Raw genomic sequence first — 14475 nt, 5'->3', positions numbered from 1 at the left:
GAAAAGTCGGTAGAATTGCACCTAATATTTTAGAGCGTAATTTTCATACAGATGCACCGAATCAAAAGTGGGTAACAGACATCACAGAGTTTAAATTGTTTGGAGAAAAACTGTATGTATCACCTGTATTAGATTTGTATAATGGTGAAATTATTACCTATACAATTGGTTCTAGACCGACGTATTCGCTTGTTTCAGACATGTTAGAGAAAGCATTGGAACGTTTACCTGAAACGCACCAGCTACTGATGCATTCGGATCAAGGATGGCATTATCAAATGAGACAATACGTCCGTACACTAGAATCAAGAGCTATCGTCCAGAGTATGTCTCGAAAAGGCAACTGTTACGACAACGCAGTAATAGAAAATTTCTTTGGGATTATGAAATCGGAGTTCCTCTACATAAAAGAATTTGAAAATGTAGAGCACTTTAAAATAGAATTAGAAAAATATATAGATTATTATAATACGAAACGGATTAAGGCAAAATTAAAAATGAGCCCGGTACAATACCGGACTCACTTTTATCAAGCTGCCTAATCAAATAACCGTGTCTAACTTTTAGGGGTCACTTCACTCATGGCTCTTTTTTATTACGATTTTGACTAGCTTCACGACTAAATCTCTCTGAGTATCTTATTGCTAATTTAGAAATATTCATTTGAGTGATATCTTCTAAGGTATATCCCAAAATTTAAATTCATCATTTTCTTCACACTATTTTTAAAATGAACATAATTATGTTTTTCTACTAAACGGCCTTTTACTCCAATCTGCAGATAAATTATTTAACAAGAAAAGTGTATTTGGAACTGGTGATGGAAACCTCGCAGCTTGAAAATTTGTAAGAAGCGGAGATGCAATAACGCCATCTATGGTAGTACCGGCTTGGACTTGCACCATATCCCCTGCATTCAATTGTACAATGGTAGAAACTGTTACCGCATTTAAAAGCCCAGTATTTCCACCAAAAAAAACTATCATCTCCTGCTATTAAAGCACTGTTAACTGTTATAAATACTTCCGTCACATAATTTAGAGTATCATCAGTAGGACTAAAAAATTATAGTAGTAATAATTAAATATACTCCATCTTGTTGCGGTATAAATGTTGATACACCATCATATTCACCATTTAAATCGAATTGTGTAGTTTCAAATGTTACTATAGACAGTGTATTAGCAGTAACGGACTGATCAGTAGATTTGAAAGCTCTGAATGCAGATTCAAATCCCGTTGGACCTGTTGGTAGAGTAAATGAGGAAATCCGTTGCAATGTGGGGCCTATTAAACTCGAATCCAGTGAACTAGCAGATAGATTTTTAAAGTTTAATCCTTCCCATTTTTTCCTCTCCATATATCTTACTCCAAATAAAAATCATTCCTCAATTAAGAAAATATTAATTGTACAAAATATGATATATATAAGATGTACTATTCCAAATAAAATGTTTTAAATAAAAATACTGCTTTAAATATACAAAATTCTCTTATAAAATTAACTTTTGTAAAAAAACAACCAATATATTAAATAATCAATTCTGTTCATATATGGTAAAATATACCCATCGCTAATATGTACCAACATGTAATTTTTATAGCAGTAAAATTACAACTAGACTAATACAACCTGATTCAAAATAAAATGAAGGAGTGTTTTAAGTAAAAGGACATATTCGAAAAAGAAGAAATAAGTATTGTATTGTTATTGATATCGGTCCTGATCCAGAGACAGGAAAAAGAAGATAAAAGTGGTTTACTAGTTATAAGACAAAAAAGAAGCCGAAAAAAATTACGGAGTTAAATGAAGGGACTTTTGTGGAGCCGTCTAAGCTTGCCTTAAAAGACTATCTGGTTCAGTGGTTAAAAATTAAAATGACGCGTATAGAAAAGAATATCTACGTTTCTTATAGTAGCAACATGACCCACCATGTTATAACTAACATAGGGATGATTGCACTTCAGAAATTAAATGTTATGCTCATTCAAGAATGGTATAAATCAGCACTAGATAATGGTATTTTAAATAATTCCATTCTCCTATTGCATTGGATACTAAAAACAGCTTTAAATCTAGCAGTTAAGCAAAATTTTTTTCTAGAAATACCGCGAAAACAAGTGAATTTTTTATTAAAAAGTTTCGTTCAGCTTAACACATGTTATCATGTATAATACATATGTTAAGTAAATTCAGAATAACGAGGCAAATATTATGGACTTTGTTTATATTAACCAAAACGTATTAAATAACCTTCTATACATTTTATGTAGTATATTTGTTTTTTATTTCATATATGATAGCAGGCATTATTTGAAAAAATACAAAATATTACTGATTACCCTTTGTTCTAGTATCCCGCTTATTTTATGTATGCGATACCCTATCTATATGGATGAAAGTTGTATTCATGATTTAAGACAAATTCCGGTCATAATAGGTACGCTTTATGGTGGATTCCCTGTCGGTATCATATTGTTTACAATTTTATTAATTACAAGATTTATATTTTATGGCTTTAATATGCTAACAGTCGTTGTTTACGGAATAATGTTCATCGTTACAGCACTCGCATCTTCAAAATTTAATACATATAATAGAAAGCTTAAAGTAGCTTTTTCCATGTTTTTAACCTTTTTCCTAGCAATATTTACAACTGTAATTGTATTAACTTTATCAGATTTTGAAGTGAATAATTTGTATATTATTTATTTCATGGTATTACCGACTACTTTAATGTTATTTATTGTTTATATAAATGAAGTTATTAAAGATGCTGTATTAATGCGCTCAAAATTAATTAAAATGGAAAAAATGGAGATTGTTAGCCAACTCGCTGCAAGTATATCGCACGAAGTAAGGAATCCTTTAACGGTTGTAAAAGGATTTACACAGCTTTTAAAAACACCAAATTTAACTCCTGAATCAAGAGACGAATATATTAAACATATACTTGAAGAGTTAAATCGTGCCCAAGAAATTATCGATGATTACTTAACGTTTGCCAAACCTTCTCCAGAAAAATTAGATCAAATTTCAGTAAAACAAGAGTTAAATCGAGTTATTAATATGATATTGCCATTGTGTAATATGAATACGATACATATTACACAGGATTTTTCTGAGGCAACCATTGTTGGTAATAAACAACACTTTCAACAATGTTTTTTAAACTTAATAAAAAACAGTATTGAAGCAATGCCTAATGGTGGTACCTTAAATATTTCCTCATCTATCAATAATAGTAAAGTTGAAATACGAATTGAAGATAGCGGAGTTGGAATGTCACAGGAGCAAATACATCGATTCGGTGAACCGTATTTTAGTACAAAAACGAAAGGCACCCGTTTAGGTACGATGGTTGCTGTTAAGATTATTGAGACGATGTATGGAAGTTTAAAAATCCGAAGTATCGTTAGTAAAGGAACAACTTTAACGATTACGTTCCCAAAATATAGTAAGAATACGCATTAAAACAAATAAAAAAGGAGCATAGTCGCTCCTTTTTTATTTGTTTCGATACATAAGTATCTTCAATGTTTTTTAGTTTACATTTGTGAAGACTAATTAAAAATTAGTATCCTCCGCCCCAGCAGCTGCATCCTACAATTATTAATAGAATGAATAACACAACTAATAAAGCGAAACCTCCACCAAAACCACAAGAACCACCGTAACTCATATTTTCTCCTCCTTTTGGTTTGAAAACTAATAGGTAGTTGATCATTTTAACTGGTTCGTATTATACATTATGTGTATATCCCTTTTTTTGAGCATGTCTACATAAAAATAAGTAAAAGCACTCGTTTAAAGAGTGCTTTAAAATGGATACCAAAAGTTTTGAAATACGTTTAATTTTAAATATACGGCAACAATGAATATGAAAACACCGGCAAATAAAGCGATGAAATCTTCACGTTTCGCCTTACTTGTATAAAACCATGTACGTTTATCCTTCTTTCCAAATCCTCTTAAATCCATTGCATTTGAAACCGTATCTATTCTTTCTAGAGAATGAATGATTAGTGGCCAGAAAATTAAAACACGGTTCTTCATACGAACCCATAAACTTGCTTCTCCTTTTTCAAAAGCCACTCCTCTCGCTTCTTGCGCGTGTTTAATAATTTTATACTCAGACTGGATGTCAGGAATATAACGCAGTGCAATATTTATTGCATATGTAATCTTATAATGAATACCAAATTTACTTAAACTACTTACAAATTCACTTGAATCTGTCGTGTAAATAAAAAGAAGTGTAAATGGTAATAACGTAAAATACTTTAATGAAAGTGTAGCTGCATAAAATAATGTTTCATATGTAATTGTTGCATATCCAATATGTAAAAACGAGGTATATGATTCAGTTAATTCAGATCCATGAGTGGGTGTAATAAATAAAATCATGACAGAGTTTAATAAACTAAATGTAAATATGACACTAAAAACAATTAAAATTTTACGAAATGGAATTTTAGCAATTCCGAGTCCAATACACCCAATAATAAATAAAATTAGCAACAACCTAAAATCAAAAAACAAAAAAGTAATCGTCATACAAAAAATAAATAAAAACAATTTTACTACCCCATCCATACGATGAAAATATGTACTATGCACCTTCCTCCCTCCTATTACTGTCTAAATAAAGCTCCATAAATTTTTCTGGACATACAATCCCACTAAATTTAACAAGCTTGGTTAAAGAACTCTCTCTTAAGTTGGCTCTTTGTAAGGTTTCTTGATCACCAAATACATTAGACACTGTATTATCCGCAATAATTTTCCCTTCATGTAGAACTACTGCACGGTCTGCATATTCTAGTGCGAGATTCATATCGTGAGTGATAAAAACAAATGAGATTCCCTTTTTAGCTAGTTTTTTAATAAACGACATAAATTGTTTATAATGATAATAATCTTGTCCCGCTGTCGGTTCATCTAATATGATAAGCTTGGGATCTATTGTTAATACAGATGCGATTGTTACTCTCTTTTTTTGCCCATAGCTTAGCGCTTGAATTGGCCAATTACGAAATGGATATAAACCACAAATTTTTAAAGTTTCTTCTACTCTATTCTTAATTTCTTCCTTAGAAAAATTATTTAATTTTAATGTAAATGAAACTTCTTCAAAAACAGTGGGCTGTGTAATCATATGATTTGGATTTTGCATCACGTAAGATATGGTTTCCCCACGTTTACGAATAGACCAAGAACTAATATCTTCACCTTCTAACAAGATTTCCCCATTTTTCATTTTGTTTATGCCTATAAGACTATGAGCTAATGTTGATTTCCCTGCTCCATTATGTCCCAACAGTGCCACAATTTCTCCTTCATATATTGAAAGGTTTACATTTTCTAATACTTTTTGTTTATTAGGGTATGAAAATGATAAATTCTCCACTTTAAGTAATTCCTTGTTTTTAGTATTACCTTTTAATATGACTTGTTTCTCCATCCACTCTCTTATAACGTTGCTTACCTTTTCCTTTTGAAGGTTTTCCATTGGATATATTACGTCATTATTACTATCAAAATGTAATCTCTTTAATGCTTCGATGTAAATAGGCTCTCTTAAGCCAATACATGGTAATATATTTGACGCTAAGATTTCTTTTGGTGTTCCTATTGCAATGACTTTACCTTCATCAATTAATATAACTTTGTCTAAATCCAGCTTTAAAATTTCTTCTATCCTATGTTCGATAATAACAATCGTTTTATTATATTGCTCATGTATATCTTTCATAAGTTCTATCGTATGTAATGCGCTTAGCGGATCTAAGTTCGCTAACGGTTCATCGAACAATAATATATCCGCATTTGTTGTTAATAAACCAGCAAGAGAAACTGTTTGCTTTTGACCTCCTGATAATTCATGTGGACTTTGTTTATGAAACGTATGCATCTTCACCTTTCTTAATGAGTCCGAAACAATCTTTTTCATATCCTCTTGATTTACACATTCATTTTCTAAATAAAAAGCTACATCTTCTTCTACTGTCAGACCAATAAATTGAGCATCTTGATCTTGCAAAATTGTTCCCACATGTTTACTCTGTTCAAAAATACTGCCTTCCCTCGGATCTTTACCGGCAATTAATACGTTACCTGTACTAATCCCTTCATAAGAAAATGGAATTAGCCCATTGATACAATGAGCTAATGTCGACTTTCCTGAACCACTTCGTCCAGCAATTAGCACTTTTTCCCCAGGGTATATATGAAAGGTAATATCACTTAAAGTAGGCTGCGCAGCATGCCCGTATTGAAAGGTGAATTGTTCAAACGAAATAATTGGTTGCATGTTAACATCCCTACTTTTCAATTTTTAAATGTGCATGTTTCTTATTGGATTTCGCCAAGCCAATTGTAAGTGGCAATCCAAGAACTAAGAATACGATAACATCGGAAATTGTTGCTCCTAATACTTGTATAACAATTTTGTCAAATGGTTCTCCCATCACAATAATATCGAATGCCCCAGCAAATATAATAGCAATGACAATACCAACTAACCCAGTAATTGCCAAATAAGAAATATCTCCCTTGTTAAATGACCCGTTTTTCACACTAAAACCAACTCTTTTTTGAATAAGACCCATTGAAAAACCAATAATCCCTGAACTAATAACCCAGCCCCACCAAATCCCCCAGCCAGCAATCGTATCTGTTACGGTATGACCGATAAGTCCGATTAAGAGTCCTGCCACTGGACCAAATAATGCTCCAAAAACAGTTAATATAGCTAATGCTGGTTTAATAAATGTATTCGGTGCAATAGAAAATCCCCAAAGTCCTAATATCCCGTATAAGGCTGCTCCAATCCCGATTGCTACTACTAACTTTGTTGATAATTTATTCATTACAATTCCCCTCTCATATTGGTCAACTTTTATTATTCTATATTTATTTTAAAAATGAATTATGCATCGACACTTCCTTTCTATACAACAAAAAAATGACCTCTTACATAAGAGGTCATTTTCTTTCACGTTCAAGAATCCTCTTATCTTTCAAAAAACACATCGTGTCCTCTGCGGAATTAGCACCTTCCTATAAAATTGCATAGGGGTTGCTGAGGTTTCTTAGGGCCGTTCCCTCCACCTCTCTGGATAAGTATTAATTTGTAATTCGTATTATGGCACTAAAAAGCATAAATTTCAATACTTTTCTAACTATTTTTATTTTTCGTTAAATAGTACATTTAAATCATTGTATTCTTATCGGAATTATGAAATAATAAATTCAAAATCGTTTCGGGAGGAATGCATTATGAAAGTTATTGGTTTAATTGGGGGATTAAGTTGGGAATCTACATCATTATACTATAAACATATTAATACACTTACACTCTCTCAATACGATCAAAATGCGAAGCTAGTTTTATATAGTATGGACTTTGGAGAAGTAACTACTTTATTACAAAACCATCAATATGAAGAAGTAAAAAATGAACTAGTCACGGTTGCAAAGAAGGTTGAAAAATCTGGGGCTGACTGTTTATTAATGTGTTCAAATACTGTACATCTATTTGCCGAAGAAGTAGAACAAGCAATCTCTATCCCGTTTCTTCACATTGGCGATGTAAGTGCTAAAGAAATGGTAAAACAAAATATAAAACGTATCGGACTATTAGGAACAAAACAAACGATGGAGCAAGATTTCTATAAATCACGATTAGCGAAATATAACATTGAGACAATTATCCCAAATGAAGAGGAAAGAACAGTTATCCATCATGTCATATTAGATGAATTAAGTAAAGGGATCATTTCAGAAGCATCTAAAGAAAAGCTATTACAAATTACAAAGTCATTAATTCAAAACGGCGCTGAAGGTATACTATTAGGCTGTACTGAAATACCTTTACTCATCTCCCAAAATGATCTTACTGTTCCCGTTTTTGATACTGCTTTTTTACATGCAAATACTGCTGTGCAATTTGCTGGATAAGAATATACAAGCATAAAGGTACGAACCTCTATGCTTGTATATAGTTACGACTATTTCCCCCGCTATTTACGGGCAGTAAAACCCCCAACGATTAAAGTTTCACTTTATTTAAAAGAGATTCAATAACTGCAATTACTTCTTTTGAACCACCACATTCTAAAAAGCTATCATTAAGTTTTCGTATACCATGCTTATACTTTTCGTTTGAAAGAACATCTGTTACAGCCTCTTTTAAAGTGTGCACATTAACATGTTCTTTCAATAGTCTACGCGCTGCTTCCAGTTCAGTTAATCTTTGCGCTATCATAGGCTGATCTTTATCATGCGGTATTATTACAAATGGGACATTATAATGAATGGCATCGTGTACGCTATTCATGCCGCCATGTGTAATAAAAACATCCGCTTCATTTAATATTTCTGATTGAGGTACGTATGGAGCAATTATAAAATTATCTGGTGCTTTCTTAATTTTAGAAATATCATTTCTATCACCAATTGCCATTACAACTATCCCATCAAAATCTGAAAAAGTATCAATACAAGTATTAAAGAATGGTTCGAGTCCTTCAAGCAGTGTTCCCATTGAAATATAAATAACTTTCTTCTCTTTAAGTGATTCCAGTGGAAACTTTATATTTGTTTTACGCTTTGAAATACTCGGTCCAATAAAAATGTTATTTTCTCCGAACGATTCGCTATTAGGTTGGAAATAACGACTTGTGTATACGAGACAAACATCACCCTTATTATTCATAAATTGAAGATTATTCTTTGGTTTTACTCCAAATTCATGTTCCATCTGGTTTAGTAATTTTTCAGAGATCTCCTCTGGTTGGAATGGTATATCTGCATTTGGATGAAAAGGTAATGTCTTCAAAAACTCTGAAGGAATTAAAAATATAGGCGAGGACACTACACCTGGAACTTGTAAATACTCCTTTACTAACTCTCCCGCACCAAATATATCATAAATTACGAAATCAAAATTTATGCTTTCACTTAATTGTTTCGTAATTTCTAATATATATAAAGAAGTTTGAACATGCACATGAAAGAAAGCATTTAACCCAGATGAGGTTTCAGCATCAATAGAAATCTCCTTTAATAGATCCGGATGTGTATGTACAGTAGCTCCTAAATCTTCAATCCTATCTTTAAAGTTTGCAGTTGTAATATAATGTACGTTATCCCCTCGTTCAGTAAAGGCTTTCACTAAATTTAATGTAGGGTTTACATGTCCCTCTGCTGGAAAATTAACTACTAAAATATTTAGCACTTATTCCTCACTCCTTACATTTCACTGTTTTAATTAAAGCATACTGTTATTTGTACATGTAATCGTCCCCTAATAGTCCTAAAATGCTTGCTACATTATGTTGATAAATAATTTTCAGTCATCAACATAAAAAAAGCATCTACCTATGTAGATGCCTAACCGTGATAAGGAGTGTTCTGTGAGGTTAGAACAAGCTTCTCTGCTTGTCCTATGCTATCAATATATGATTTATTTTATAAAACGTGAATAGTTAATAGAATTATTTTATCCATTTTATATGATCAAATGGATAAAATACCATTTCTACTTTACCTATTATATTTGACTCATCAATAAGTCCAAGTGTATTCCTACTATCTTTACTATGATTACGATTATCCCCTAACACAAATAATTTATGCGTAGGAACTTTTATTTCTCTCAAATTTGAAAAACGATTGGATACTTGTGACATATCTAAATGTATATACGATTCATCACGCTTTTTACCGTTAATAAATACCTCATCCTCTTTTAGTTGTATGTTATCCCCCGATAATCCAATAATTCGTTTCACATAGTAAGTAGGCTCGTCTTCTTTTTTTATAATGACAACATCTCCATGATGAAAAGACGATAAACAGACGTTTACCTTATTAACAAGTATATAATCTTTTTCATTCAAAGTAGGTTGCATCGAAATTCCTTCTACCATACAAAATAAAAATGACTTATTAATAAAAATAACCCCTATTATAATTAAGATGTAGCTACATATGTTCCTCCAATATTTTAGAATAAACGGCTTCATATATACCTCATTTCTAATCTATTCCCAGATAAAAACGCCTCTAGTTCACATGAATGCTAGAGACGTTTCGTCCATTTTAATTCTCTTTAGAGGCATCTGTTTTTGGCGCTTCACCAGTTAATCGCTTATTTTTCAAATCAAAATAAGCATCTAAAACTTCTTTTCCAATATCGGAGTTAATGCCCGATTTATCATTTTCAACCCACGGTACTACAACAGAAAATGCTACTTCTGGATCATCATATGGCGCATATCCAGCTAATGTTAAGTTATAACATTCTCTACGATCGCCTTTCGCATTTCGCCCAATTTCATTTTCTCCACCATATACAGTTTGTGCGGTCCCTGTTTTACCAGCTGGTTTATATGGTGCTTTTTGGAACGCTCTTACTCCCGTTCCATCTCCTTCTTGAAATACTTTTCTAAATCCTTCTTTTACTTGATTAATATATTCTTGTTTCATATCGATTCTATTTAAAACAACGGGTTCTATTGATTGTACTACTTTACCAACCTCATCTTTTTGAACGGTTTGTTCTCTAATCTCTTGAACAATTTGTGGTTTCATTCGATACCCTCCATTTGCGATAGTCGAAATATATTGTGCAAGCTGAAGTGGTGTATATGTATCATATTGTCCAATAGAATAATCTAATAAGAAACCAGGCTGATTATCTTTTCTTCCAATTTGTCCTGCAGTTTCATTCGGTAAATCAATACCAGTTTGTACGCCTAGTCCAAATTGCCTGAAATAATATCTCATTTTATCAAAATATTCTTGTTTAATATCTAGTGAACTATTTTTCACATAATCCACACCAGCAATTTTTAATGCTATATTAAACATATAAACGTTTGAAGAAACTTGTAACGCTCTTAGATCGTCTATATCACCAAAATTTTTCCAAGACTTCTTTTCCTTAGTTCCTTTAAACTTCATAGGTGCATCATAAAAATGTGTTCCAGGAGTTATTGCATTTGTTTCAAACCCTGTTAACACTGTCGCACCTTTAACCGTTGATCCAAGCTCATATGAACTTGTCAGCGTGCCTAAAGCATAATCTTCTACTTCCATTTTCCCATCTTTTTCTACAAGCCTTTTCCCAGCCATTGATAATACTTGGCCATTTTTAGGATTCATCATCACTACGAAAGCACGGTCTAACATTGATTCTGATCCTTTATATTGTTTTAATATTTTTTCTATACTCTCCTCTACTTTTTTTTGCAATTCCATATCTATGGTTAAAGTTAAATTTTTACCGCTTTTTCCTTCCGAAACCGTTTCCGTTCTCATTGTATTGCCTTGTTTATCAGCAATGCTTCTTACTTCTTTTTTCGTACCATGAAGTACATCTTCGTATTGCTGTTCGATATAACTTTTGCCGACCCTATCATTTCGGCTATAATCACGCACTAAATAATAATCTAATCTTTCACGTGGCAATCCTTCATCAGCATTTGAAACGTTACCAAGAACGGAACGAAATAGACCATCATTTACATAGATTCTCTCCCAATCAACTGATGCGTCTACCCCTGGAAGTTTCGCTAAATTTTCACTAATCACCGCATATTCCTGTTCACTAACGTCCTTTTTAATAATTTGAGGTGCCATCTGAAAACCTGAGGTCATTTTACTTTTAATAGCTAACACTTCTATATCTTTAGCCGTTAGTTCTTGAAGATTTTTATCTGTAACGCGCTTCCTTTTTAAATCTTCTATTTTTTTGTCTAGCTCTTTTCCGGTAATATCCTTATCTCGGAACTTATCTATTTCTTTTTTTGATACTAAGTCTTGAGTAAGTTCTGGATTTAATTGCATCCAAAAGTCTTTCTTATCAGTCTCAGTTAACTTATCTATATCTTCTTGCGGCATTTCAATAATGTCTGCAAGTTGTCTTGCTGATTTTAATATTTCTTCTTGTTTTACACCTTTCACCTTTGTATATGTAATCGTACGTAAAGACTTATTATCAACTACTGGATTTCCTTCACGATCAAATATTTTCCCACGTGGTACAGAAAGGCCCACGGTTGCATTTTCTCTCTTCTCTACTTCATTTTTATATGTTTCTCCATCAAAGATTTGCACTTTTCCTAACTGAATAATGATGCCAGAAAATAATAAAAAAACACAAAGGAATAAAATATTTAACCGGAGAGGTACTACTCTACCACTCTTCTTCTCTTGTTTTTTCACCTTGTCATAATCTCCTCCTTACAATATTCCAAATAATAATCACTTTTCTATATTAAAAGTAATGTACAATTTTTATACATTGCTTTGTACAAATATTAATATAATGTTTAAAACTTAATAGAAATTAAAACAAATGTAAAGAAAAGATAAAGTTTACTAAATTAAATATAAAAAATACCCAATAACAAAAAGATTAGCTTTCACTAATCGCTTTGTTATTGGGTATTAATTGATTTAAGAATTACTACTAGTGCGTATTGCTATACATTTATCGTCACAATTAGAAAAAGATTGTTTACTTTGTACTTTCGGTAAGTAAATTGTTACTGTTGTCCCGACACCAACCTCGCTCATGATACTAATTGTCCCTTGATGACTTTCAATAATTTTATAACTTAACATTAATCCAATACCAGTCCCTTTTTCTTTCGTACTATAAAAAGGTTCACCTAATCTCTTAATTCTTTCTTCAGGTATTCCTATTCCTTCATCTATTACATGAATGATGACACCATCATCATTTATTTCTTTTATGTGAATTGAAATTTCCCCACCATTTGGCATAGCTTCGATTGAATTTTGCAAAATATTAATAAATACTTGTTTCAATTGATTTTCCGAGCATTCAATAATTATATCTTTGTCATCCGTAAATAGTTCAACTTGAATATTTGTCATAATTGCTTTTGTATTCATTAACGATACGACATTTTTAAAAATTTGATAAATATTTTTCTTTTCTGTATTTATCTCATCTGTTTTAGCAATTGACAAAAATTCTTGCAGGATCGCTTCTATCCTTTCAATTTCAGAAAGCATAAGATCAAAATATCTTTCTTGATCTTCTTTATTAATTTGGAATAACTGTATAAAACCTTTAATTACAGTTAAGGGATTTCTTACTTCATGAGCTACCCCAGCTGCTAATTGACCAATTGCTGCAAGCGTATCTGATTTGTTTAGCAATTCTTCTGTCTTTTTTCGCTCTGTAATGTCACGTACAATAATCATAATTTTATCATGTAATAATGGTAAGCACCTAGCTTCAAAGAAATCAATACTTCCATTAAGTGTGAGTGGATATTCTACAATTACATTCGTTCCTTTTTCCTTCACTTGATTAATGGCTTCCTGAAACTGCTGTACTACTGAAGATGGTAATACTTCGTAAAACTTTTTTCCCATAAAAGCTTCTGCGGGTACGTAAAACTTTGTAGGAGATCCTGCTTTGTAATCTATAATTGTGCCATCATCTTCTGTTAAGAAACATAAATCTGGTAAAGCTTTAAATATTAATTCCAGTTCAGATGTTTGTTGTTTTAACTGCTCTTCTATCGCTTTTAAATGTGTAATATCTACACCAACAGCCCAATAACTATATCCTGTTACAGGAAACTGTTCTGATATATTAGACCACATTATTGTTTTGATTTCACCATTTTTACATGTTAAGTGCATTTCCCAATCTCTGAAATTTTTTCCACAAGTTAAAAATTTCTTTTGTATTTGCTGGCGATAACTATGATCAGGATATAATAATTGAAGTGCATTTGGATTTCCAATTATTTCTTCAGCGGTATAACCTGTTACAATTTCACATTCTCGGTTCCACAAAACAAAATCTCCATTATAATCAAGCGCATCGACCATAACAGGCATGTTTTGTAAAATCGTATGTAGTTCCTCCTCTTTCTGAGAAAGCAACGTTGTTTTTTTACTTTGAATTACTTTTATTGCGCCATCTAAAATTAAACTTGAGAGCATTTCAAAGTATTTTTGACAACTGAAAATTTCGCTTTTTTTGGACCATACAACAAAAGATCCTAAATGTTGATTGTATAAGAAAATGGGGATTTCAATCTTTGGAAGTTTACTCTTAATTATCTCATTCATTCCGAATGAAAAAATACACTCTTTTTCAGCATCAAGAAGTTGATGTGATATGTTAGTTAATTTATAAAATTGTTCTGCCATGGTTTCTATTGTACTCACATCAATAAGTTCCATTAGCCGCGAATTCATTCCTTTTTCACCTCAATATGTAAAATTAATACAAATCTAAAATTCATACTTCTCCATTATACGAAGAAAGCTAGTGTAGGTATATAGCTGTAGAATAATTATTCGCACAAATTTTATTTTTCAATTAAAATAAGAAAAGAATGTATATACTGAATATACCTTTAATTAGTAGATATTTCGTTCATTCCTCCTTACATTCACTGAATTTTTCCTTGAGG

At 31.9% G+C, this 14475-nt stretch carries 13 protein-coding genes, 1 pseudogene and 1 riboswitch; of the genes and pseudogenes, 4 read left to right on the top strand and 10 right to left on the bottom strand.

Features of this window, described 5'->3' with window-relative positions; genetic code table 11:
* A partial coding sequence (locus ACYFX0_RS29760) for an IS3 family transposase (protein ID WP_460270783.1) occupies window positions 1-542 on the top strand: 542 nt, incomplete at its 5' end.
* Between the two features lie 198 nt (window positions 543-740).
* On the opposite strand, the gene ACYFX0_RS29755 is transcribed toward ACYFX0_RS29760, so the two are convergent.
* Together ACYFX0_RS29755 and ACYFX0_RS29750 are read right to left on the bottom strand one after the other, a co-directional pair.
* A complete protein-coding gene (locus ACYFX0_RS29755; RefSeq protein ID WP_460272042.1) occupies window positions 741-986 on the bottom strand; it encodes a hypothetical protein in 246 nt (81 codons plus the stop codon).
* Between the two features lie 71 nt (window positions 987-1057).
* Window positions 1058-1360: an exosporium leader peptide-containing protein gene (locus ACYFX0_RS29750; RefSeq protein WP_098438215.1), complete on the bottom strand. Its 303-nt coding sequence runs from the start codon at window positions 1358-1360 to the stop codon at window positions 1058-1060.
* A gap of 317 nt (window positions 1361-1677) precedes the next feature.
* Here ACYFX0_RS29750 and ACYFX0_RS29745 point away from each other — a divergent pair.
* Window positions 1678-2121, top strand: a pseudogene (locus ACYFX0_RS29745) (tyrosine-type recombinase/integrase); the annotation flags it as partial.
* Window positions 2122-2215: 94 nt separating this feature from the next.
* A complete protein-coding gene (locus ACYFX0_RS29740) occupies window positions 2216-3475 on the top strand; it encodes a LytS/YhcK type 5TM receptor domain-containing protein (protein WP_460272041.1) in 1260 nt (419 codons plus the stop codon).
* 100 nt (window positions 3476-3575) lie between these two features.
* Here ACYFX0_RS29740 and ACYFX0_RS29735 read toward each other — a convergent pair whose 3' ends face one another.
* From ACYFX0_RS29735 to ACYFX0_RS29720, 4 genes are all read right to left on the bottom strand, one after another.
* On the bottom strand, window positions 3576-3683 hold the full coding sequence (locus ACYFX0_RS29735; protein WP_000120182.1) for a YjcZ family sporulation protein: 108 nt from the start codon (window positions 3681-3683) through the stop codon (window positions 3576-3578).
* Window positions 3684-3820: 137 nt separating this feature from the next.
* The gene (locus ACYFX0_RS29730) at window positions 3821-4621 is read right to left on the bottom strand and encodes an energy-coupling factor transporter transmembrane component T family protein (protein WP_000556366.1); all 801 of its coding nucleotides are present in this window, start codon (window positions 4619-4621) and stop codon (window positions 3821-3823) included.
* On the bottom strand, window positions 4614-6314 hold the full coding sequence (locus ACYFX0_RS29725; protein ID WP_001182502.1) for an ABC transporter ATP-binding protein: 1701 nt from the start codon (window positions 6312-6314) through the stop codon (window positions 4614-4616). The genes ACYFX0_RS29730 and ACYFX0_RS29725 overlap by 8 nt, the downstream gene beginning before the upstream one ends.
* Before the next feature lie 10 nt (window positions 6315-6324).
* Complete coding sequence (locus ACYFX0_RS29720; protein ID WP_001038209.1) at window positions 6325-6873, bottom strand: ECF-type riboflavin transporter substrate-binding protein; 549 nt, start codon at window positions 6871-6873, stop codon at window positions 6325-6327.
* Window positions 6874-7013: 140 nt separating this feature from the next.
* A riboswitch (SAM riboswitch) is annotated at window positions 7014-7129 on the bottom strand.
* 153 nt (window positions 7130-7282) lie between these two features.
* On the opposite strand from ACYFX0_RS29720, the gene ACYFX0_RS29715 reads away from it, so the two are divergent.
* Complete coding sequence (locus ACYFX0_RS29715) at window positions 7283-7963, top strand: aspartate/glutamate racemase family protein (RefSeq protein WP_074790154.1); 681 nt, start codon at window positions 7283-7285, stop codon at window positions 7961-7963.
* Between the two features lie 91 nt (window positions 7964-8054).
* Here ACYFX0_RS29715 and ACYFX0_RS29710 read toward each other — a convergent pair whose 3' ends face one another.
* The 4 genes from ACYFX0_RS29710 to ACYFX0_RS29695 form a co-directional block, all read right to left on the bottom strand.
* Window positions 8055-9242 carry a macrolide family glycosyltransferase gene (locus tag ACYFX0_RS29710; RefSeq protein ID WP_000932151.1) on the bottom strand — a complete coding sequence of 396 codons (1188 nt, stop codon included), beginning with the start codon at window positions 9240-9242 and terminating at the stop codon, window positions 8055-8057.
* A 259-nt stretch (window positions 9243-9501) separates the two neighbouring features.
* Window positions 9502-10032: a signal peptidase I gene (gene lepB, locus ACYFX0_RS29705; protein WP_002162782.1), complete on the bottom strand. Its 531-nt coding sequence runs from the start codon at window positions 10030-10032 to the stop codon at window positions 9502-9504.
* A gap of 76 nt (window positions 10033-10108) precedes the next feature.
* Window positions 10109-12235, bottom strand: a complete 2127-nt coding sequence (locus ACYFX0_RS29700; RefSeq protein WP_000743779.1) for a peptidoglycan D,D-transpeptidase FtsI family protein — start codon at window positions 12233-12235, stop codon at window positions 10109-10111.
* A 234-nt stretch (window positions 12236-12469) separates the two neighbouring features.
* Window positions 12470-14257, bottom strand: a complete 1788-nt coding sequence (locus tag ACYFX0_RS29695; protein ID WP_001088546.1) for a PAS domain-containing sensor histidine kinase — start codon at window positions 14255-14257, stop codon at window positions 12470-12472.
* Window positions 14258-14475: the final 218 nt, after the last annotated feature.

The sequence above is a fragment of the Bacillus sp. NEAU-Y102 genome (assembly GCF_054788175.1).
Note: the sequence above shows the minus strand (reverse complement) of the source record. Positions and strands in the feature narration are given on the sequence as shown.

Bases quoted from the DNA above. Each gene is read 5' to 3' on its own strand.
- ACYFX0_RS29750 (WP_098438215.1), bottom strand. From the start codon at position 1,360: ATGGAGAGGAAAAAATGGGAAGGATTAAACTTTAAAAATCTATCTGCT.
- ACYFX0_RS29720 (WP_001038209.1), bottom strand. From the start codon at position 6,873: ATGAATAAATTATCAACAAAGTTAGTAGTAGCAATCGGGATTGGAGCA.
- ACYFX0_RS29755 (WP_460272042.1), bottom strand. From the start codon at position 986: ATGATAGTTTTTTTTGGTGGAAATACTGGGCTTTTAAATGCGGTAACA.
- ACYFX0_RS29695 (WP_001088546.1), bottom strand. From the start codon at position 14,257: ATGAATTCGCGGCTAATGGAACTTATTGATGTGAGTACAATAGAAACC.
- lepB (WP_002162782.1), bottom strand. From the start codon at position 10,032: ATGAAGCCGTTTATTCTAAAATATTGGAGGAACATATGTAGCTACATC.
- ACYFX0_RS29725 (WP_001182502.1), bottom strand. From the start codon at position 6,314: ATGCAACCAATTATTTCGTTTGAACAATTCACCTTTCAATACGGGCAT.
- ACYFX0_RS29735 (WP_000120182.1), bottom strand. From the start codon at position 3,683: ATGAGTTACGGTGGTTCTTGTGGTTTTGGTGGAGGTTTCGCTTTATTA.
- ACYFX0_RS29740 (WP_460272041.1), top strand. From the start codon at position 2,216: ATGGACTTTGTTTATATTAACCAAAACGTATTAAATAACCTTCTATAC.
- ACYFX0_RS29715 (WP_074790154.1), top strand. From the start codon at position 7,283: ATGAAAGTTATTGGTTTAATTGGGGGATTAAGTTGGGAATCTACATCA.